The sequence below is a fragment of the Moraxella sp. VT-16-12 genome (assembly GCF_002224245.2).
In the GTDB taxonomy this organism is placed as follows: Bacteria; Pseudomonadota; Gammaproteobacteria; order Pseudomonadales; family Moraxellaceae; genus Moraxella.
The window spans coordinates 152312-172756 of record NZ_NKHK02000004.1; the positions used below are offsets into that span (position 1 = coordinate 152312).

Annotated in this window: 22 protein-coding genes and 1 pseudogene; 12 read left to right on the forward strand and 11 right to left on the reverse strand. The window is 43.4% G+C overall.

The genetic code is table 11. From position 1 onward, the window contains the following. Positions 1–28: 28 nt before the first annotated feature. On the reverse strand, positions 29–514 hold the full coding sequence (locus CEW93_RS05020; protein WP_089541046.1) for a YfbM family protein: 486 nt from the start codon (positions 512–514) through the stop codon (positions 29–31). Positions 515–701: 187 nt separating this feature from the next. Between CEW93_RS05020 and CEW93_RS05025 the strand changes: the two genes are divergently transcribed. Continuing rightward, positions 702–2180: a UvrD-helicase domain-containing protein gene (locus CEW93_RS05025; protein WP_089541045.1), complete on the forward strand. Its 1479-nt coding sequence runs from the start codon at positions 702–704 to the stop codon at positions 2178–2180. A 72-nt stretch (positions 2181–2252) separates the two neighbouring features. Here the strand turns inward: CEW93_RS05025 and CEW93_RS05030 are convergent, their stop codons facing one another. Then, positions 2253–2645 carry a hypothetical protein gene (locus CEW93_RS05030; RefSeq protein ID WP_089541044.1) on the reverse strand — a complete coding sequence of 131 codons (393 nt, stop codon included), beginning with the start codon at positions 2643–2645 and terminating at the stop codon, positions 2253–2255. Positions 2646–2782: 137 nt separating this feature from the next. On the opposite strand from CEW93_RS05030, the gene CEW93_RS05035 reads away from it, so the two are divergent. From CEW93_RS05035 to CEW93_RS05065, 7 genes and pseudogenes are all read left to right on the forward strand, one after another. Beyond that, on the forward strand, positions 2783–4063 hold the full coding sequence (locus CEW93_RS05035) for a glutamate-5-semialdehyde dehydrogenase (protein ID WP_089541043.1): 1281 nt from the start codon (positions 2783–2785) through the stop codon (positions 4061–4063). Between the two features lie 117 nt (positions 4064–4180). Next, positions 4181–4924, forward strand: a complete 744-nt coding sequence (locus CEW93_RS05040) for a hypothetical protein (protein ID WP_089541042.1) — start codon at positions 4181–4183, stop codon at positions 4922–4924. A gap of 110 nt (positions 4925–5034) precedes the next feature. Then, a complete protein-coding gene (locus CEW93_RS05045; RefSeq protein WP_089541041.1) occupies positions 5035–6840 on the forward strand; it encodes a DUF294 nucleotidyltransferase-like domain-containing protein in 1806 nt (601 codons plus the stop codon). 43 nt (positions 6841–6883) lie between these two features. Then, positions 6884–7495 (forward strand): 3'-5' exonuclease, encoded by a 612-nt coding sequence (locus CEW93_RS05050; RefSeq protein WP_089541040.1) that lies wholly within the window; start codon positions 6884–6886, stop codon positions 7493–7495. A 324-nt stretch (positions 7496–7819) separates the two neighbouring features. After that, entirely contained in the window at positions 7820–8092 is a 273-nt protein-coding gene (locus CEW93_RS05055) for a DUF4212 domain-containing protein (protein WP_089541039.1), read from the forward strand. 191 nt (positions 8093–8283) lie between these two features. Next, positions 8284–8868 (forward strand): annotated as a pseudogene (locus CEW93_RS05060) (cation acetate symporter); the annotation flags it as partial. Between the two features lie 122 nt (positions 8869–8990). Then, positions 8991–9497 carry a hypothetical protein gene (locus CEW93_RS05065; RefSeq protein ID WP_255503954.1) on the forward strand — a complete coding sequence of 169 codons (507 nt, stop codon included), beginning with the start codon at positions 8991–8993 and terminating at the stop codon, positions 9495–9497. A 12-nt stretch (positions 9498–9509) separates the two neighbouring features. Here CEW93_RS05065 and CEW93_RS05070 read toward each other — a convergent pair whose 3' ends face one another. The 3 genes from CEW93_RS05070 to tpiA all read right to left on the reverse strand — a co-directional run bounded on the left by CEW93_RS05070 (position 9510) and on the right by tpiA (position 11194). After that, the gene (locus CEW93_RS05070; RefSeq protein WP_089538861.1) at positions 9510–10058 is read right to left on the reverse strand and encodes a hypothetical protein; all 549 of its coding nucleotides are present in this window, start codon (positions 10056–10058) and stop codon (positions 9510–9512) included. An 82-nt stretch (positions 10059–10140) separates the two neighbouring features. Beyond that, on the reverse strand, positions 10141–10422 hold the full coding sequence (gene secG / locus CEW93_RS05075; RefSeq protein WP_089538862.1) for a preprotein translocase subunit SecG: 282 nt from the start codon (positions 10420–10422) through the stop codon (positions 10141–10143). A 22-nt stretch (positions 10423–10444) separates the two neighbouring features. Next, complete coding sequence (gene tpiA, locus CEW93_RS05080) at positions 10445–11194, reverse strand: triose-phosphate isomerase (RefSeq protein WP_089538863.1); 750 nt, start codon at positions 11192–11194, stop codon at positions 10445–10447. Positions 11195–11417: 223 nt separating this feature from the next. Between tpiA and pilB the strand changes: the two genes are divergently transcribed. Next, positions 11418–13112 carry a type IV-A pilus assembly ATPase PilB gene (pilB, locus tag CEW93_RS05085; protein ID WP_089538864.1) on the forward strand — a complete coding sequence of 565 codons (1695 nt, stop codon included), beginning with the start codon at positions 11418–11420 and terminating at the stop codon, positions 13110–13112. Between the two features lie 80 nt (positions 13113–13192). Next, positions 13193–13666, forward strand: coding sequence for an META domain-containing protein (locus CEW93_RS05090; RefSeq protein WP_089538865.1), 474 nt, complete (start codon positions 13193–13195; stop codon positions 13664–13666). 53 nt (positions 13667–13719) lie between these two features. Here the strand turns inward: CEW93_RS05090 and CEW93_RS05095 are convergent, their stop codons facing one another. From CEW93_RS05095 to metN, 4 genes are all read right to left on the reverse strand, one after another. Further along, complete coding sequence (locus CEW93_RS05095) at positions 13720–14592, reverse strand: MetQ/NlpA family lipoprotein (RefSeq protein ID WP_089538866.1); 873 nt, start codon at positions 14590–14592, stop codon at positions 13720–13722. Positions 14593–14752: 160 nt separating this feature from the next. Then, positions 14753–15121: a hypothetical protein gene (locus tag CEW93_RS05100; protein ID WP_089538867.1), complete on the reverse strand. Its 369-nt coding sequence runs from the start codon at positions 15119–15121 to the stop codon at positions 14753–14755. A gap of 126 nt (positions 15122–15247) precedes the next feature. Next, positions 15248–15934, reverse strand: a complete 687-nt coding sequence (locus CEW93_RS05105) for a methionine ABC transporter permease (RefSeq protein ID WP_222432721.1) — start codon at positions 15932–15934, stop codon at positions 15248–15250. Next, positions 15927–16970 (reverse strand): methionine ABC transporter ATP-binding protein MetN, encoded by a 1044-nt coding sequence (gene metN / locus CEW93_RS05110; RefSeq protein ID WP_089538868.1) that lies wholly within the window; start codon positions 16968–16970, stop codon positions 15927–15929. The genes CEW93_RS05105 and metN overlap by 8 nt, the downstream gene beginning before the upstream one ends. Positions 16971–17092: 122 nt before the next feature. On the opposite strand from metN, the gene CEW93_RS05115 reads away from it, so the two are divergent. Beyond that, a complete protein-coding gene (locus CEW93_RS05115; protein ID WP_089538930.1) occupies positions 17093–17614 on the forward strand; it encodes a cytochrome b in 522 nt (173 codons plus the stop codon). 10 nt (positions 17615–17624) lie between these two features. On the opposite strand, the gene CEW93_RS05120 is transcribed toward CEW93_RS05115, so the two are convergent. Both CEW93_RS05120 and ahpF read right to left on the reverse strand, forming a co-directional pair. Next, positions 17625–18104 (reverse strand): hypothetical protein, encoded by a 480-nt coding sequence (locus tag CEW93_RS05120; protein ID WP_089538869.1) that lies wholly within the window; start codon positions 18102–18104, stop codon positions 17625–17627. Positions 18105–18246: 142 nt separating this feature from the next. Then, complete coding sequence (ahpF, locus tag CEW93_RS05125; RefSeq protein ID WP_089538870.1) at positions 18247–19803, reverse strand: alkyl hydroperoxide reductase subunit F; 1557 nt, start codon at positions 19801–19803, stop codon at positions 18247–18249. Between the two features lie 202 nt (positions 19804–20005). Between ahpF and CEW93_RS05130 the strand changes: the two genes are divergently transcribed. Then, a complete protein-coding gene (locus CEW93_RS05130; RefSeq protein WP_089538871.1) occupies positions 20006–20227 on the forward strand; it encodes a YdcH family protein in 222 nt (73 codons plus the stop codon). The last annotated feature ends 218 nt before the right edge of the window (positions 20228–20445 follow it).

A 20445-nucleotide genomic window follows, 5' to 3' on the forward strand; every position in this document is an offset into this window, starting at 1 on the left:
GATTTGGGTTTTTTAAATGGTGGTTTGTTTAAAAAATATAACTGATGATGGCATGACCTTTTTGACTTTGTGTTTGATAAAATTGGCGTAATTCATCAAAATAACCAAGCAAATACTCAATATCATCATCACTCCATCCACACGGATAAATGTCTGTCATGGCATTGGGGTGGTAGCGTGATTTTAGGGTGTCGTGCGACAGCTCACCTAGTGCGTTGGCGATTTGGGCGACCTGCTCACAAGTTAAATAAAAAGCAGGCGTGTACCCAAGAATGTCTTCTTCGTTGATGACTTGTTGGTTGGTGATGGCTTGACTGGTCGGCTCGTCAGATGAAAACCCTGTTTCATTGCCACCAAGCAAATAAGTTAGCCCGCCCCATGATTTATCCAAATCCAAACAATCGGGGTTTTGACCTGAAAAATCAGCTTCTAGTGTGTGAACCGTTTCATCATTTGTCAGGCATTCTTCCAAAAACTTGGGTTTAACGCCATGCAATATCGCAACCATGCCCATATCTTTCTCCAATGAGTGAATGACGGTAAAACCCCATTATAATCCATTCATAAAAAAGATTGCAAACTGATAAAATTTGGGCAATGAGGGAGCTTTGTTTTAAGTGGGCTGATTGTAAGCATAAAAATAGGGTCATCAAACTTCCTGCTAAAATTTTGCTATAATATCCCTTTTGCTTATAAATGCCATGACCCAACACACCCACACACCAACTGATGAACAACTGTCCGCCTTAGACATGGCTTTGACGGGGCAGTCCTTTAAAATCGTGGCGTATGCTGGGGCGGGCAAAACCAGTACGCTCAAACTCATCAGCCAAAATATGCGTGGGCAAGGGCTGTATTTGGCATTTAACAAAGCCATCGCCACAGACGCCCAAGGTAAGTTTCCTGCAAACGTCAAATGCCAAACCTTTCATTCGCTTGCCTTTCGTCATGTGCCAAGAAACATCACCGCCAAGGTCAGCTTGCCACGCACGCCACCTGCCAAACTTGCCCAAGAGTTAAAACTTGCTCCCTTGCAGGTGGAGCGTGTCATGGACGGCATAAAAAAGCCTGTGATACTGAGCCCATCAAAACTTGCCAGTATGATAAGTGATGCCATCACCACTTTTTGTAAAACATCAAGCAGCTATCCTGCCCCACGCCACATCACACCGCCATCTTGGCTGTCTGATAATGATAAATTACGTCTGCAAGAGCTGTTGTATCCTGCGTTTGAATATCGCTGGCAACAGTCCATTGACCCCCGTCATCAAGGCGGCATTGGTCATGATGTCTATTTAAAACTTTGGACGCTGTCAAATCCCATCATTCCTGCGGATTTTATTTTGTTTGATGAAGCCCAAGATGCTGACCCTTTGATGATGGGAACGTTATTAAAACAAGACAAACAAACCATCTATGTCGGCGATGCTCATCAGCAGATTTATGAGTGGCGTGGAGCGACCAATGCCATGAAAAAACTGCCTTATCCTGCCACTTTGCTCACGCAGTCTTTTCGTTTTGGTGATGAGATTGCTGATGTTGCCAATGTGTTTTTGACCGCCCTACAAGAAACCATTCCTTTAAGGGGCAATCCCAATCAGTCATCTGCCATCAAAAAGCTGTCCGCCACCGACCAAAAGGACGCCATTTTGTGTCGCACCAATGCCAGTGCCATGGCAAAGCTGTTGGCAGGACAAAGACTGGGGCATAAAGTGGCTTTGCAAGCGGATACCAATCGCATGATGAAGTTTTGTCAAGGAGCACAAAGCCTGCAACAAGGCAAATCCGCTTATGGCGTGGCTGAGTTGGCGTTTTTTAATGATTGGCATGATGTCAAGGAGTTTAGTGAGTCAAGCGATGGGAGCGACCTAAAAACGTGGGTCAGGCTCATTGATGAGTATGGCACACAAACCATGGTCAATGCCATCGGTCATCTGGCAGACGAACAAACCGCCGATTATGTAGTTTCTACTGCCCACAAAGCCAAAGGGCTAGAATGGGGTAGGGTGCAAATAGATGATGATTTTTTGTACGACATTAACCGCCAAAGCGTCAAAATCAGCCCCGAAGAGCTGCGTCTTTTGTATGTGGCGTGTACTCGTGCCAAAGACGTGCTAGATACAGAAAAAATCAGCGACTTGCTTAGGGGTTTAAAAGATAAAAAGCTGATTTATGCATAACTCACTACAAACATCACACGTTTGTCGCCAGTAAAATAACAAACGTGTTTTTGTATTTTATGGATTTTGATGTCAGTTAAATTTATTTAAATCCAGCCCTGTCTCATCGGCACAGCCTTGTAATGTCCCAAGAGCGAATGTTTTTGATAAATCTTCTTTTTCTTGGTTGGTGTTGCCTTTGGGCTGTTCATAGACCACCTGCAAGGTGCGACCAATGAGTTTATCACTACTGCCTTGCCCAAAGGTTTGGTTAAAGGTTTGTGCAAACTGTTGGTTAAGCTGTGTGTTGTTTTGGCTTTGGCTCAGTCCGTTTTGATAATTTGTCATCGCCTGATAAGACAAATAGCTCAGTAGTGAACAGCCTGTAAAGATTTTTTGTTCTTGGGCGGTGGGGGTGGATTTGGCATGAGCAGTGGCAAATGTTAAAGGCAATAAAAGGGCGATTGTGGCGATTTTTTTAAGCATAAAAACTCCTTGGTTGGCAAATTAGTATAACAAAACCAATATATTTTGAATAGTGGTGGGTGGCTTATGTATTTTAAAAGTACTTGCAATTTAACCCCAAGCCTTTTATATTAGCTGATTTATGATAAGGAAAATCCATGACTGCTGACCTTGCTGCCTATATGACCCAAGTGGGACAATCTGCCAAACAAGCATCTGCCCTATTGGCTCGTGCTGATACCGCCACCAAAAACCAAGCCCTATCTTATATCAAAGATGAGCTCATCGCTCATAAAGATGAGATTTTATCCGCCAACGCCAAAGATGTGCAAAACGCCAAACAAAAAGGCATTGCTAGTGCACTCATTGACCGCCTTGTTATCAATGATAAAGTGTTTGATGGCATATTAAGCTCGCTAGATGACGTGATTGGTCTGGCTGACCCCATTGGTGAGATAACTGAGCTGACCTATCGCCCAAGCGGGATACAGCTTGGCAAAATGCGAGTGCCACTTGGGGTGATTGCGATGATTTATGAAAGCCGTCCCAATGTTACCTTAGAAGCGGGCAGCCTTGCCATCAAATCAGGCAATGCCATCATTTTGCGTGGTGGCTCAGAAGCGTTTCATTCCAACCACGCCCTTGCAGGCTGCGTGCATTTGGGTCTGTCTCGTGCGGGGCTACCTACCGAAGCGGTGCAGGTGCTTGCGACTACTGACCGTGATGCTGTGGATGCTTTGATTGGTATGACAGGCGTGGTGGATGTAGTGATTCCTAGGGGTGGGCGTGGGTTGATTGAGCGTATTGCCAATAACGCTCGTGTGCCTGTCATCAAGCATTTAGATGGTAATTGCCACACCTATGTGGACAGTTTTGCTCAGCTTGATATGGCGATAAAAGTTTGCACCAATGCCAAAACGTCTCGTTATTCACCCTGTAATGTCATGGAGACTTTGCTCGTACATCAAGGCATTGCTGATACTGCCTTGCCTGCCATTACCAAAGCGATGCATGACAAAGATGACACCATGGTGTTTAAAGTGTGCGATATTTCGCAAAAAATACTAGAAAATCAACATCTTAATATAGAGCCAGCTTGCGAAGACGACTGGTATGCAGAGTATCTTGCTCCCATTTTGGCGGTCAAAGTGGTCAGCGATTTGGACGAAGCCATCAGCCACATTAACCATTATGGCAGTCATCACACTGACGTGATTATCACCAACAACTATGCTCATGCCCAACGTTTTATCCGTGAAGTGGATTCTAGTTCGGTGATGATAAATGCGTCTAGCCGTTTTGCTGATGGCTTTGAGTATGGGTTAGGAGCGGAGATTGGCATTTCTACTGATAAGATTCACGCTCGTGGTCCTGTGGGACTGCATGGCTTAACTTCGCAAAAATGGGTGGTGTTTGGACAAGGACAAATCCGTCTTTAAAAATCCCCCACCAATTTGAAAATGATTTTAATTTACTTATTGATAATTATTTATTTTTAAGGTATAGTTATTTTGGCATTTGGATTTGGATGCTGCTCTTTATTTTAGGAATTTTTTATGAATAAAATCATTGCGTTATCTGTTTTTGGTCTTGTTGTATCTGGTATGACAGGCTGTCAAAGCGTTCAGGCATTGGGTGATAAACTGACTGATAATAAAGTGGTTAATTTGGCAAAATCTGCCACATCAAGCCCATTTATGACAACTGCCACCAATTATAAAAATGACCGCCACATGACGATTGATGGCACGTCTTTTCCCATCAGCGAGACATCAGCACGCATTTTGACGGATAATGATGGCAAGCCACTGCTTGTGGACGATATTTTTGCTGGTCAAGGCGACAAAGCGGTCGCAGGCTATAAAATCATGGTGATGAATCGCACCAGCTCTGTTGCCGCAGAAGGTCGCACCCTAAAAGACGGCAAGGTGATTGACAACCGCATGATTCATCGTGGCAGTAAGGCGTTGATTGGCATTCCTGTTGTGGGTGGCAAGGTGGCACTAGATTCGGCGGTACTGCTTGATTTGGATATTATTTATGATGATTTTAATAAACCATTGGCTGATGGCAGTACCTTTAAGCCCCGTGGCGAAAAACTCACCAAAAAAGACGTGGCAGTGAATGATAAACGTGTCGTGATACGCTCTTTGACTTTGCCAAACACCATCACAGGTGAAAGTTCAGGTGGGGGCATTGAGTTTGTTGCCACAGCAACCATTGAAGGCAAAAAAGTGAGTACGGGGGCAAATAGTGCGTTTGAGATTTTTGAGACGGCAAAAGACCCAAAACGTTTTTAGTGTTTGAAAGCCTTAAAAAGACAATCTGTTTGGGTTGTCTTTTTTATTTTTATTGGCAAGGGTAAATATTTATTTTATAATAAAAGCACACATCTTTTAGGGATATTGTCATGGATAGATTTAATTTTAATTTTGCCCCTTATAACACCCTAACACCCACCGAACAAAAGGATTTACAAAAACAAGTACAAATTGTCTTTTTTGATGATAATGCCCCAATCATTACCGCAGGCGAGCCGATGGACGCTTTGTATGTGGTGATTAAGGGTGTGGTCAAAGAGCTTGGCGATGATGGTGATGTGGTCGCCTTATACCGCACCAATGACAGTTTTGAAGCTCGGGCATTGTTTGAAAAAACAAGCCCCCACAGCTTTATCGCTGCTGAGCAGTCGCTGTTATATGCCATTCCTAAGACATTGATTTTAAACATCATTCAATCCAATGTCCGCTTTGGGGCGTATTTTTATGCAGGCATTGCCGAGCGTTTAAGCGGTCTTGGCAATCATGATGGACAAGAAGTATCCAATCTGTTTTATGCCAAAGTGGCAGATGCCTATCATGACGGTACGGTTTGGGTAGATGGCATGATGATGATAGGTGAGCTTGCTCATCTGATGCGACAAACCAAAGCCAAATCAGTTTTGGTACAACATGGCAATCAAGTTGGTATTTTGACCGAAGCGATTTTTCGTGATGTGGTCGCCCTTGGGGTGGGGGCAGACAGTCCGCTATATCGTCATGCCAATTTTGAGCTTTTGGGCGTTGATGGCGATGATTTTTTGTTTAATGCACTTTTGATTATGATGAGCCACCGCATTCAGCGTTTGGTGGTCAAGCAGGGTGGGCGTGTTGTAGGCATATTGGAACAAATGGACATTTTGGCATATATGTCAAGCCACAGTCATTTGGTTGCCGAAAGGTTACACCGAGCCAATAGCCTAAGTGAACTTGCTGATATTGCTCATGAAATGACCACGTCCGTCTCATCACTGCAAGCCAGTGGCATGGGAGCGGTGGAGTTGGCTCGGCTCATGCAGGTGTTAAATGGACAGTTGTTTGAAAAAGCGTGGTCGCTGATTGCTCCGCCTGATGTGGTGGCAAAAAGTTGCCTTTTGGTGATGGGTTCAGAAGGGCGTGGCGAGCAAGTACTCAAAACTGACCAAGATAATGCTCTTATCGCTGATGATGACATGGACATGAAGGCTCTGCATGAGTATGCCGTGCGTTTTTCACAGGTGCTAAGCGATTTTGGTTATCCGCCTTGTGCTGGGGGGATTATGGTGTCCAATCCCAAATGGTGTCAAACGCTTTCTGACTTTAAACGCACAGTCGCCCATTGGTGTAAAAGCCCAAGCGGTGAGACACTCATGGATTTGGCGATATTTTTGGACGCACGAGCGGTGGCGGGCAAAAGTGAGCTGCTACATGAAGTCAAAGACCACCTAAAACAGCACCTAGATAATGATGCGGGCGTGCAAATGACGTTTGCTCGGGCGATTACACAGTTTGATGAGCATAATAAAGGCTTTTTTGCCAAGATTTTGGGCAAGGGCGACACACATCATATGGACATCAAAAAAATGGGGCTGTTTCCTGTGGTGCATGGCGTGCGTGCCTTGGCATTAAAAGCAGGGATTGATGAAACAGGAACGTTTGATAGGCTAAACCGCTTAAAAAATCAGGGCATCATCACAGAAAGTCTTGCCAAAGATACCAAAGATGCTTTGGGTTATTTGATGAACATTCGTTTAAAAGCTGGGCTGTTTTATGTGCGAAATAACGAGCCAATCAGTCCCAACCAAGTAGATACTGAGCTGTTATCTACCTTGGAGCGTGATTTGCTAAAAGATGCGTTGGCGGTGGTCAAACGTTTTAAACATGAAGTCAAATCACAGTTTGGATTGACCAATACATAAGCACAGATGAATTTTATCATTAATCAATCAAAAAGGACATTTTATGTGGCACGCCCTAAAACACAGCTTGGCAAAACGCAAACTGCCACCTAACTCACCATATTTGCCACTTTATGAGTCTCACCCTGATGAGTTGGTGAGTTTTGATTGTGAGACCACCAGCTTAAATGTCAAAGAAGCTCACATCATCTCTATTGGGGCGGTAAAAATCCGTGGCAATAAGATTTTGACCAATGAGAGTTTTTATGTGTTGGTTAAGCCAGAAGGCATCATGACAGCAACCAATGTTACCATTCATGGGCTACGTCCCAAGGATTTAAAAGATGGGCTAGATACCCAAACAGCCATCAAGCAGTTTTTGGAGTTTGTGGGTGGGCGAGCATTGGTGGGGTATTTTTTAGAATATGATGTGGCAATGGTCAATAAATTTTTAAAGCCAATGGCGGGAATAACTCTACCCCAAAAACAAATAGAAATATCAAGGATTTATCACGCCCAAGAGACCCGACACAAATACTATGATGCTGAAATTGACCTAAAAATGGCAACCATGATAAACACCCTTGGCATTCCTGATTTGCCCCGCCATGATGCTCTTAATGATGCGATTAATGTGGCGATGATGTATCTGATGTTACAACACCGTAGAATTTAGATGACAAGCTCTGACAATATTTTTACAATTTGGTAATAATTTGTTTGATTTTTAGTCATGATTAGATGGGTTGATATGGTGTTTTTAACCTTTTATCGCCAAAATGCCCCACTTTGTATCACTTGTGTTAATAAATAAGTAAAAATTTTCTGTGATGTATTGCAATCAAAAAACATTATGCTATTATAGCCGACATAGGGAAATTTAAACACCTATAATTAAGACAAGGAAGCGTCCACCTAAGAACAACTAGACACTTCGTTTAGTCTCTCCAATCAACTCATGACGGTAGAACTTCCTTGCTCATTACCAAAGGAGTAACTTATGTCAGAACATGAAGTTTCAAAAAATAATGCCGATGAATATTGGAAAGCCAATATTCGTGTCATTTTGGGCTGTTTGGTCGTGTGGGCGGTTTGCTCGCTTGGCTTTGCCGTGCTACTTCGTCCCGCATTGATGGGTATTACCTTTATGGGGGCGGATATTGGATTGTGGTTTGGTCAGCAAGGAGCAATTTTGACCTTTGTCGCCCTAATCTTTTTCTATACTTGGTATATGAACCGCTTGGATAAGAAATTTGGCGTATCGGAGGACTAACCATGAGTCAATTTGCCATTAACTTGATTTTTGTGGGTCTGTCCTTTGCCCTATATTTTGGGATTGCCATTTGGGCAAGAGCAGGCTCTACCAAAGAATTTTATGTTGCAGGTGGCGGTGTCCACCCTGTTGTAAACGGCATGGCGACAGGTGCAGACTGGATGAGTGCTGCATCGTTCATCTCTATGGCGGGTATCATTGCCATGGGTGGTTATGCCGCTGCACTATCTACTGCCGCAGGCTTGCTCTTAGCCATCTCATCTGCCATCTCGCATGACCTTATCAAAAAGACCATCAAACCTGATATTAGTGAAAAAGGCGAATTGATGGCAGCTCGTGCATCCATGATAGTGGCGATTGCGGTGGCGACATGGCTTGGTATGAACCCTCCTGGTTTTGCCGCTCAAACAGTAGCTCTTGCCTTTGGTATCGCAGCATCATCTTTGTTCCCTGTACTGATGATGGGTATTTTCTCCAAACGTATCAATAGCCAAGGTGCGATTGCGGGTATGCTTGTAGGTCTGGTTACTACCTGTGTGTATATCTTCTTGTTCAAAGGCTGGTTCTTTATCCCTGGTACTGCCATGCTGGCTGATGATGCGTCAGGTTGGATTATGGGCATTAACCCACTGGGCTTTGGTCCGATTGGTGCATTGCTTAACTTTGTGGTAGCATTTGCTGTATCTGCCATGACTGCACCACCACCAAAAGATGTACAAGACCTTGTTGAGAGTGTGCGTTATCCAAAAGGTGCTGGGGCTGCGATTGACCATTAATCAACCCCCACAAAAAGTGCAAGTCTTCGGACTTGCATTTTTTTGACGGTTTAATTTATGTGGCTTAAAAAGTGCGATTAAATTGGTTATAATACATTTTTTGATAAACTAAGGAAATCATGATGATGTTTTGGGACATTACCGCCATGGTGTTTGCAGGTTTTTTGTTTGCAGGGCTTGCCATGCCAATTAAGCTGTTTTATAAAAAAACACCCAAATGGTTTATTCCCACCATGGCAGGACTTGGTATGCTCAGTTTTCAGATATTAAGTGAATACACATGGTATCCAACCACCAAAAGTAACCTGCCTGATGGGTCGGTGGTGGTGGCAACTGTGCCAAAGTCCACTTGGTTTCGTCCGTGGTCATACATCAAACCCAATGTTTTTCAGTTTGTTGTCTTGGACACTAAAAATACCACTACCATTTCAGATAATGTCAAGCAAGCACGATTGTATTTTTTTGAAAGGCGTTTGCCTGTGCAAGAGTTGCCTGTGTTATTTGATTGCCAAAGCAAATCACAAGCCTATATACAAAGCACAAATGCCAGTCAGATTGATGTGGCACAACTAGACTGGCAACAGCTGGCATATACTGATGAAGCGATAGGGCTGGTGTGTGGCAAATAACAAGCTGATGGATTAGTCGTCTTTGATACATTCGCCAAATGCCATACCCCATATTGCATCAAGACGGGTGAGTGTGTCTTGATTGCCCTTTTTTTCAAAAATCATCAGACTTTCTTGGGTTTCTGGATTATTGAGCATCTGTTTTACGTCAAATATTTGTTCCGCCGCAGGATTATCAAAAGAAAAATAGTCAATATTGATGATTTTTTCTTGTAAAATCCAAACATCATCAAACTGTGCCAAAGACCATGCCCGAGTGGTATTGACATGATAAGTGCCATCAGGGTTTTTGGTGTGGCTTATTTTTTTGCTGGTAAATGTACCATTTTTATTAAAATGCAAGGTGGAGCGATAACTGATGCCTGTGGTGTTATCAGTATCATCAAAATGACATTGCCATGTGCCAAGCAGTCTTTCTGTCAGTTTGTCTTTGGTGATATTTTTGTTGGTGGCGATGTTATCAAACTGTTTTGGTGTGGTGGCATGGGCAGATAGTACGCCCACTCCCAGACAGCCAAACAAACAGCTTAGTATGACGCGCTTTAAGATGATTTGATTCATCAATGACCCCCATCGGTTTTCTATCCTAAGTGTTTTGAAGATTTGTTGATTACCAAGCAACAAAATTTATCAATATTTTGTACTATTTGGGCGTGTTTGAAGCTGGCACATCTAAGCGAAATTGGTCTTGTGCTTGTTCTTGGGCGTGGTAGGCTAGGGCAAGACTGGTGCAAAAAAAGATGATTGCCAAAATGGCGGTGGCACGGCTTAAAAAATTGCCCGAGCCTGATGCACCAAATACAGTGCCTGCACTGCCTGAACCAAAAGAAGCCCCTGCATCTGCTCCTTTACCGTGCTGAATAAGAATAATGCCTGACAAAGCGATGGCAACAATGATGTGAACTGCTAAAATAAAACTAAACATAAAACTCTCTTATGTATAAAAATCATGAAAAAGCGGTGATGATGGCAGCAAAACTGTCAGTTTTTAGGGAAGCTCCACCCACCAATGCCCCATCAATCAAGGGCGACTGAGCAAATGACGTGGCGTTTTGGTCATTGACACTGCCACCGTACAAAATGGGTGCAAAGATTTGTAGCGTACTAAGAGTTTCACTGATGAAGTTATGAACGCATTCAATCTCAGCAAGCGTGGGTGTTAGTCCCGTGCCGATTGCCCATACAGGCTCATAAGCGATGATGAGCTTGGGCAGTGTTTGGTCGGTATCTAGGGGGATTTGCTTGGCAAAAGGAGCAAGCAGTTCAAGCTGAGCTGACAGTACTTGCTGGGTGCGTTTTTGGTCATAGTCGTCTTTGGTCTCGCCGATACAAAACACTACTGACAAGCCAGCATGAAACGCATGGGCGATTTTTTGGCTTAATATCTCATCTGTCTCGCCGTGGTATTGACGGCGTTCTGAATGTCCAACCAAAGTAAAATTTGCCCCCATGTCTTTGACTTGTGTGGCGGACACATCACCAGTAAATGCCCCAACATCGGCACTTTTGTGGGTGATGTCTTGTGCACCCAAAGCGATGCCATCTGCCAAAACAGATTTGATGGCAGACAGATGAAGTATGCTGGGGGCAATGCCCACCACGCAGGCACTTGGGGTGAGATTTTGGGCAAGCGTGAGTGCGTCTTGTTGGGTAGCAGGGTTGAGTTTGTAGTTGCCAATGACGTATTTTTGGCTCATCTTGTATCCTTTTTTGTGAAATTTGTTAAGTTTGTTAAAATTTATATAAACATGACATTATACCCCAAAACATATCAAAAAATCAGCCCCAGCCAATTTTTATCAAAAAAATTCCCCACTAATCACGAAAGTCGTCTATTTGGGCGAAAATCTTGCTACAAAACATCGCAATTGCAGTACAATATAAAAAGGCAGATGATTTTGCCAAAGAATAGGAGAAAATATGACCAAAAATTTTGGCGGTTTGGCACATATTTTGGTGTCAAATGGGTTGATTGAGCCAAATAAAATGATGCAGGCTCTGACCGATTCGCAGACACAACAGGTGGCATTGGTACCGTATTTGGTAGAAAATAAGCTGGTCAATGCTTCTTTGCTTGCTCATGTGTTATCACGTGAATTTGGCGACCCTTTATTTGACTTAAATGCTTTGTCTGATGATGTGATACCTAAGGACATTGTGGACGAAAAAACAGTCAATAAATATGGTGTATTGCCCTTATTTAAACGGGGAAATAAACTGTTTGTGGGTTTATCCGACCCCACTCGCTTAGATGCCATTGATGCCATTGCTTTTAATGCTAATTTGTCGGTTGAGACGGTGGTGGTAGAAGAAGACAAACTGCGTAAAAAAATAGAAAGTGTTTATGCAGGGGGTATGGGCTCGGATTTTGGCGATGTCAATCTGTCAGGTGAGATAGATGGCGGTATAGAAGAAGACGATGGCGGCACAGAGAGCGAAAGCAAAGAAGATGCTCCGATTGTTAAATTTGTCAATAAAATGCTGCTTGATGCCATTCGTATGGGGGCATCGGATTTGCATTTTGAGCCGTATGAAAAAACCTATCGGGTGCGGTTTCGTGTGGATGGTGTCATGCAAATCATCTCTCGTCCGCCTGTTCAACTTGCTGGCAAAATCGCCGCTCGTTTAAAGGTAATGTCGCAAATGGACATCTCAGAAAGACGAGCCCCCCAGGATGGTCGTATCAAATTAAAAATCTCCAAGACCAAAGCCATTGACTTTCGTGTCAGCTCATTGCCGACACTTTTTGGTGAAAAGCTGGTGCTGCGTATTCTTGACCCATCGTCTGCCATGCTAGGGATTGATGCACTCGGTTATGAGCCTGACCAAAAAGAGCTGTTTTTGGAAGCATTAGACAAACCCCAAGGCATGCTCTTGATTACAGGCCCGACAGGTTCGGGTAAAACGGTGTCGCTTTATACGGGGCTAAATATCCTAAACACCCCAGAGACCAACATCTCTACCGCCGAAGACCCTGTGGAGATTAACCTAGAAGGCATCAACCAAGTCAATGTTAATCCTAAGGTGGGCTTAACTTTCGCATCGGCCCTAAAAGCCTTTTTACGTCAAGACCCTGATATTGTGATGGTGGGGGAGATTCGTGATTTGGAGACGGCTGAGATTGCCATCAAAGCCGCTCAAACAGGTCATATGGTGCTGTCCACCTTGCACACCAACTCCGCCCCAGAGACGCTGACACGTCTGCGTAATATGGGCGTTGCTTCGTTTAATATTGCCACGTCTGTCAATTTGGTAATTGCTCAGCGTTTGGCTCGCCGTTTGTGCAAGGTGTGTAAACGTCCCACCAATGTCCCTAAGCAAAGTCTGCTTGAAATGGGTTTCACCGAAGAAGATTTGGCAAATCCTGATAATGTTATTTATGAAGCGGTGGGCTGCTCAGAATGTCGTGAAGGCTATAAGGGGCGTGTGGGTATTTATGAAGTGCTAAAAATCTACCCCAGCATTTCACGAATTATCATGGAAGACGGTAACGCCATTCAAATTAAAGATGAAGCGTTAAAATATGGTTTTCGTGATTTAAGGCGTTCAGGCATTATGAAAGTTTTGCAGGGCGTAACCAGTATCCAAGAGATGTATCGGGTAACGTCCGAATGATGATGGCTGGATAAATTTATCGCCTTTGGTTGATTTGTGATATAATATAACCATCCATATTTTGACCAAAGGTGGTTTTTATGCAGAAGCAATTAGCAGTTACCGCAGTTTTGACAATGGCAGGCTTGCTTGGCTGTCAGGCGACTTTGCCACCCATGACCACAGTACCTGCCATGGTGGTCAGTAGCGACACGCTTCAACAGTACGATTGGCAACTTGTGTCAGTTACCAATCAGGCGGGCAAACCGATTAAAACAGAGCTGTTTCATCCTGCCAATAAACCTTTGGTGGTCAGTTTTGATAAAGACAATGTGCGTTTTAAAAACACCTGTAATCATCTGTGGGGCAGTTATCAAGTGGTTGATACCAAGGTGATGATTGGTGATATGGCATCCACCATGAAACTGTGCGAGCCTGCTTTGATGGCGGTGGACAGACTTGCTCCAAGTACCCTAAAAGGTCAGTATGACTTTGTGCTGGCGGTGGGCAAATTACCCACATTGGTGGTCAGCTCTGATGAGCAAATCAGTCGCTTTATCGCCATTGCCAAATAAGACCATTTAAAAAATCCCTAAGAACTCTTAGGGATTTTCTTTGGTTGTCATTCTTACCAACCTTTAACCACACCGTCTTTAAACTGAGCTTTAGCTTCTGCTTCCACTTCATCGGATTGATAGGCTTTGACGAAGTTTTGTATTGCGTCGCTGTCTTTATTGTCAGTGCGAGCCACGATGATGTTCACATAGGGTGAGTCCTTGTCTTCTACAAACACACCATCATTGGCAGTCAAGCCCACTTGACCTGCATAAGTGTTATTGACCACCGCCAAATCCACGTCGTCCAAAGCACGAGCAGCAACGGACGTATCCACTTCTTTGATTTCTAGTTTTTTGGGGTTTTCGGTGATGTCTAGTGAAGTCGCTAGCAGATTGGTGTTGTCTTTTAGCTTGATAAGCCCTTGTTTTTCAAGCAAAATCAAAGCACGAGCTAGGTTGCTTGGGTCGTTTGGTACAGCCACAACAGCACCTTCTTTAAGTTCGCTGATGTTTTTGATTTTTTTGGAGTAGCCTGCCAGTGGATAAACAAAAGTGTTACCAACGATGACTAAGTTATCCAGTTTTTTCTTTTGACTGTCTTCATCTAGGTAGGGCTTGTGCTGCATGGCATTAGCGTCTAGGTCGCCCTTAGAGACGGCAGTATTGGGTAGGGCGTAGTCATTAAATTCCACATATTCTACCACCAAGCCATATTTTTCTTTGGCAACACGGGCGGCCACTTCAGCAACTTTATGCTCAGGACCGCTCATCACGCCCACTTTGATTTTTTGTTCACCTGCTGGGGCATCAGCTTTGCTGTCAGTGGTGGTTTGAGTTTCGGTTGGCTTTTGCTCTGTATTTTGGGCAGGTTTTTCACCACCGCAGCCAACTAGGGCGATGCCTGATGCGATGGCACATAAACCAAAAAATTTATTAAAAGTCATAATCAGTACTCATTTGTGCTAAAAAATAACTGTCCAAATTAACAGTTTGTCATATTAAAGCAAAAAACGGGGGTATATTCAATATGAATGTTTGAAAAAAATCATAAAAGATTATGCAAAAATAGAAAAAGCCAGCGTTAAACTGGCTTTTTTTGATAAATCAGTCATAAGTGCTGACTTGGGCGGTGCGACCATTAATGATATTGACGGTAACATTGACATTGCCACGTTTGATGCGATTTTGGGTGGCTTTGTTGATTTTGCTTTTGTCAATGATTTTTTGTAGGGCTTCACGGTTGTGGGCTTTGTCAAAACCACAATAGTCAGGACTGTCGCCAGTGCCAGCAGCAGCTGTATAAAAATTGGCACGGTCTTGACGGATAATTTGTCCAACAGTGGATAACTTTACGCCTTTGGAGCTATATAAGTCATCATCCTCAATGTAGGCATCAAAACTGCAACTTGCGGCATAAGCAGGCAAACACAGTGCTAACAGGGCAACACAAAAGGCACTTTTTAATGTAAACATTATAAATCCCCTAAGTAAAGTGTGGATAGACCACATTGATACCATGGTTTTATTTTAGGGCAAATCATAGGCTTTGTGTGGTTGCTTTTGTTGTTTAAATGTAATGATGGCTTGCTAGAATGGCACTTAACGATGGTCGTACTTTTGTGCCAGCACATCACCACATTTTTGAAAAATCATCACAATCAGCACGATGATGATGGTGGCTATCCATTTGACATAAATCATGCCCCGATGTTCACCATAACTGATGGCAAGATTTCCCAGTCCGCCACCGCCAACCACACCAGCCATTGCTGAGTAGCCAATCAGGGTAACCAGCGTGAGTGTGATGGCGTTGATGAGCATGGGCAGGCTTTCAGGCAAGTAATATTTGCTGATGATTTGCCAACGAGTTGCCCCCATTGCTTTGCCTGCTTCGGTCAGACCTGTGGGGATTTCGGCAAGAGCATTGGTGGTCAGGCGTGCAAAAAATGGCATGGCAGCAATGGCAAGCGGTACGATGGCAGCCGTTGTGCCAAGTGTGGTGCCTACCAACAAACGAGTAAAGGGCAATAAAATGATGAGCAAAATAATAAACGGCACAGAGCGTCCGATATTAATGACGACATCTAGCACGGCAAATAAGGTTGGGTTTGCCAAAATTCGCCCACGCCCTGTCAAAAATGCCAAAAACCCAAGTGGTAAGCCCGCCACGACTGCCAATAGTGTGGAGACCAGTCCCATGTAGATGGTTTCGTACGTGGATTTAAAAACCATTTGCCACATTTGTGGGGTCAGCTCATTCATAAAGTTTTGATATAGCTCATACATAACCTAAGGTCTCCATGCTTACGCCGTTTTTGGTCAAAAATTCTAACGCACCTTTGATGTCTGGTGGCGAGCCGATGATTTGAGCCAACGTCATGCCAAATTTAACCCCGCCGACATAGTCCATTTGTGAAGTTAGAATGTTAAAATCTGTACCAAAGGATTTGGTGGCTTGTGAAAATAAGGGCAAATCTGTGGATTTTCCTGTAAATTCAAACACAATCACAGGATAAGTACCGTCTGTTTGTGTGGGCGACAGCTTGTCTGCAAAATCATCAGGCAAACCAATATGTACCGTAGAGCGAATAAAGGTGCGAGCTAATTCGGTGGTGGGATTGGCAAAAATGTCTGCCACTTTTCCTTGCTCCACAACCCTGCCTTTATCCATGACTGCCACTTTATCACAGATGCGTTTGACCACGTCCATCTCATGCGTGATGAGCAAAATGGTGATGTTAAGTGTGCGATTAATCTTTTTTAATAAATCCAAAATCGCCCCTGTGGTGGCAGGGTCTAAGGCGGAAGTCGCTTCATCGCACAGTAGCACCTTGGGGTTGCAAGCCAATGCCCGAGCAATCGCCACTCGTTGTTTTTGTCCGCCTGACAAATTGGCAGGATAAGCATGATGTCGCTCTGATAATCCCACCAGTGCCAAAAGTTTGCCGACTCTTTGGGTGATATTGGCTTTGGGTGTACCTGATAGGACAAGTGGTAGGGCGACATTATCAAAAACACTGGCAGAGTGCAGTAAATTAAAATGCTGAAAAATCATGCCAATGTTACGGCGTGCCTTGATAAGCTCACGTTCGCTTAATGTCGTTAAATCCACACCATCAACGATGACCGACCCTTGGGTGGGTGTTTCTAGCAGATTTACCATACGAATGAGTGTGCTTTTACCTGCTCCTGATGCACCGATGACCCCAAAAATCTCACCTTGTTTGACACTCAAATCGGTGGGCTGTACGGCGGTAAATTCGCTGATTTTACCGTCTTTTTTGGTATGAAAAACCTTGCTGATGCCATTAAGTTGTATCATGAGTTTTGCTTGCGTGTTTAAAATAGAAAAACGGCTATTATATCATGGTTTTAAAAGCGATAAATTTGTATAATGGTAAATTGCTTATTATCAATCGTCATTTAAAAACATTTGGAATCATCATGAATCATACCACCACGCCCATTAGCCACACTGATAAATATAGTCTTGCCACTCGTATTTTTCACTGGTTGGGGGCGTTGTTGCTTTTGACGACATGGATAGCCATAGAGCAGGGTGATGAGTTTATTGCATTGCACAAATCATTAGGAGCAAGCTTTTTACTGTGGACGGTATTGCGTATCGCCAACCGCTTTGTTAGCAAAGCCCCTGCCCCTGTGCCTGCCCCCACATGGCAAACGGCAGTTGCTCATATCACGCATTTGGGCTTATATATTGCCATGCTGGCGTTGCCAATAACGGGAGTTTTGATGTCCATGTATGGTGGGCGAGGCGTGAGTATTTTTGGGATTGTGGACATTCCTGCCATGCTAAGTCCTGACAGAGACATGGCACGCTTTTTTAATGGCGTACACACAGGAATGGTGTTCTATGTGTTGGTATTTTTGGTGGTGGCACACATTGGTGCAGCGTTATACCATCAGTTTATCGTTAAGGACAACCTGATGGCACGCATGAAGTGATGCTCTTATTTTAGTTTGCCCAATTGCAGGTGCGGTGATTGATGATGTATTGTAAATCTTGTTTAAAATCAATTTTATCTGAGATATTTTTTACGTTATCAATCACACATTTATTGCCCGTGCAGGTCATATAAAAATCTATGACTTGCTTTTCACCATAACGACCACCACCCCAGTTTTCTACCCAAGTGGCTCGGGTAACGCCATTATTGAGTACCTGAGCTTGAAGTTTTGACACGCCTGCTCCGCCATTACCAAAACCCAAATAAAAATTCTCTACCACATCGCAACCCATATCAGGTTCTATCTGATATTGGATTTTATTGGCTTTTTGTATGAGCTGTTTTAAGGTGGGGCTGGCGTAGTTAAAAACGCTTTCTTGTTTAATGGCGGCTTTGGCGACGTTGATTTTTGTGGCATTATTTGCCCATGCCATACTAGAAAATAGCATGACACTAAACACGATAGCAGTTTTGGTTGTCAAAGTCATTACTCTCTCCTTTGGACATGATATTGATTAATATTTGAGTTAATGACATTTTAGCACATTTTCTGTTTGTGTATACATTTGTAAAATCTTAATTACATAAAAAAAACACGCCCATAACAGAGCGTGTTTTTGGTTGAGCAGATTAAGCATTCATCATCAAGTATTCAAATGCTGCCAATCCTGCTTTTGAGCCTTCACCCATGGCGATGTTGATTTGTTTAAACGGCACGGTGGTAACGTCTCCGCAGGCAAAAATCCCTGCTTTATTGGTGCGACATTTGGCATCAATCTCAATCTCACCATGAGCGGTAACATTGACCAAGCCTTTCACCACCTCTGAGTTTGGTACAAGTCCGATTTGCACAAAGATGGCGGATAAATCCAGTGTCTTATCTTCGCCTGTGGTGCGGTCTTGATAGATGAGCTGGCTGACTTTACCATCTTTGGCAACGATTTCTTGGGTGGCGGCAGATTTGATGATGGTGATGTTATCACGAGCTTGGGCTTTATCAATCAGCACTTGGTCAGCACGCAAATTATCACCAAATTCTAGTACTGTAACGTGTTTGACGATACCTGCCAAATCCAGTGCTGCTTCTACACCTGAGTTGCCACCGCCAATGACCGCCACAGGCTTGCCTTTAAAGAAAGGACCATCACAATGCGGACAGTATGCCACGCCATTGCCAATGTTTTCATCTTCGCCCTTGACACCAAGTTTACGCCATTTTGCCCCTGTGGCGATGATGATGGTGCGTGTGGTAAAGCTTGTGCCAGTATTTAGGGTGATTTGGTAGCCACCTTTGACCTCTTCAATATTCGTTACGCTGACGTGTTCTTTGACGGTGATGGGGTATGCTTTGATGTGGGTGGCAAGGTTGCTTGCTAGGGTGTTGCCATTGGTTAAGGGGACAGAAATCAGATTTTCAATGTCTTGGGTGTCTTTGACTTGTCCGCCGATACGGTCAGCAATGAGTGCCACCCGAAGTCCTTTGCGAGCGGTATAAATGGCGGCTGCACTGCCAGCAGGTCCACCACCAATGACGGTAACGTCTTGTGTTTCAAGACTTTCTGCGACACCTTCGCTAAGCAGGTCAGCATATTCGCTTTGTAGTTTATCAATGATACGAGCGGTATCTACTTTACCATTTAAAAACGGCTTGCCATTTAAAAAGACCGCAGGCACACCTTGAATGTTGTTTTTTTCTACCAATTCAGGAAATACGCCACCATCAATCATCTCATTTTCAATGCCATCATTTAATATGGCAAATTGGTTGAGTGCTTGTACCACATCAGGGCAGTTGTGGCAAGACAGCGAGACAAAGGTTTGAAATTTTAAAGGTTTTTGGATACGTTTTACCAAATCTTGAATGCCTTCATCAAGCTTCATAGTGTGCCCACCTGCGTGCAAAATCGCAAGTAGCAATGATGTAAATTCATGACCGCCTGGAATGCCACTAAACACAATGCCTGTATCACGATTTTCGCTGTTGATTTTAAAGCTCATGGGCGATAAATCGGTATCTACAACGGTTTTGTCAAAGATGATGTTGTCGGACGTACTGGCGATTTTTTCAAGAAAATCAATCAGTTCATCACGTTTTGCGTGGTTGCCTTGTCCAATAATCATTGCAACTGGGCGTTTCATGTGAGTGCTGTATGATTTGACGGCATCAAGGGTAGATTGGTCTAACATAAGGTTGCCTGTGATGATGGTTAATGGTGTTATTGTGTCATTATAAAGTGGCAAATCATCAATGAAAAGTTAAGATTTTTAAACACTCAAATCATAAAAGTTAAATGGCGTTTGGGTATTTTTGGCTTGATAAATCGGCGAATTGTTGGTAATATAATAACGTTTATTGGCACTTTGCCACCACTATCAAATGGAGTCTGTCATGTTCCCAGAACATCGTGAACTTATTACCAAACTAAAAACTGAAAATGACTTGCATTTTATCAAGCTGTTTGATGAGCATAATGAGCTTGATGAAGAGATTACCAACCTAGAAAACGACCCTGTTGCTGCCAATAGCCGTAGCGATGAAATTGAAGGGCTAAAACGCAAAAAACTTGCCCTAAAAGATGAGCTTTATCAGTATCTACTAAGCAAAGCCTAATTTTTGATAAACCCAAGTCATATTTGGGTTTTAAAGGCTTTTCAATAGAAAAACCCCACCTGATTAAGTGGGGTTTTGTCATTTATTAGATTCTTTTGAGTGCCGCCATAGCCACCGTGGCGATGAGTGCAGGGATACCAATTGCTAAAAAGTTATAAGCGTGGGGTAGTTTCCTGCTATCTGTTTATATAATTGTCATATTAGATAAAAATGATTTT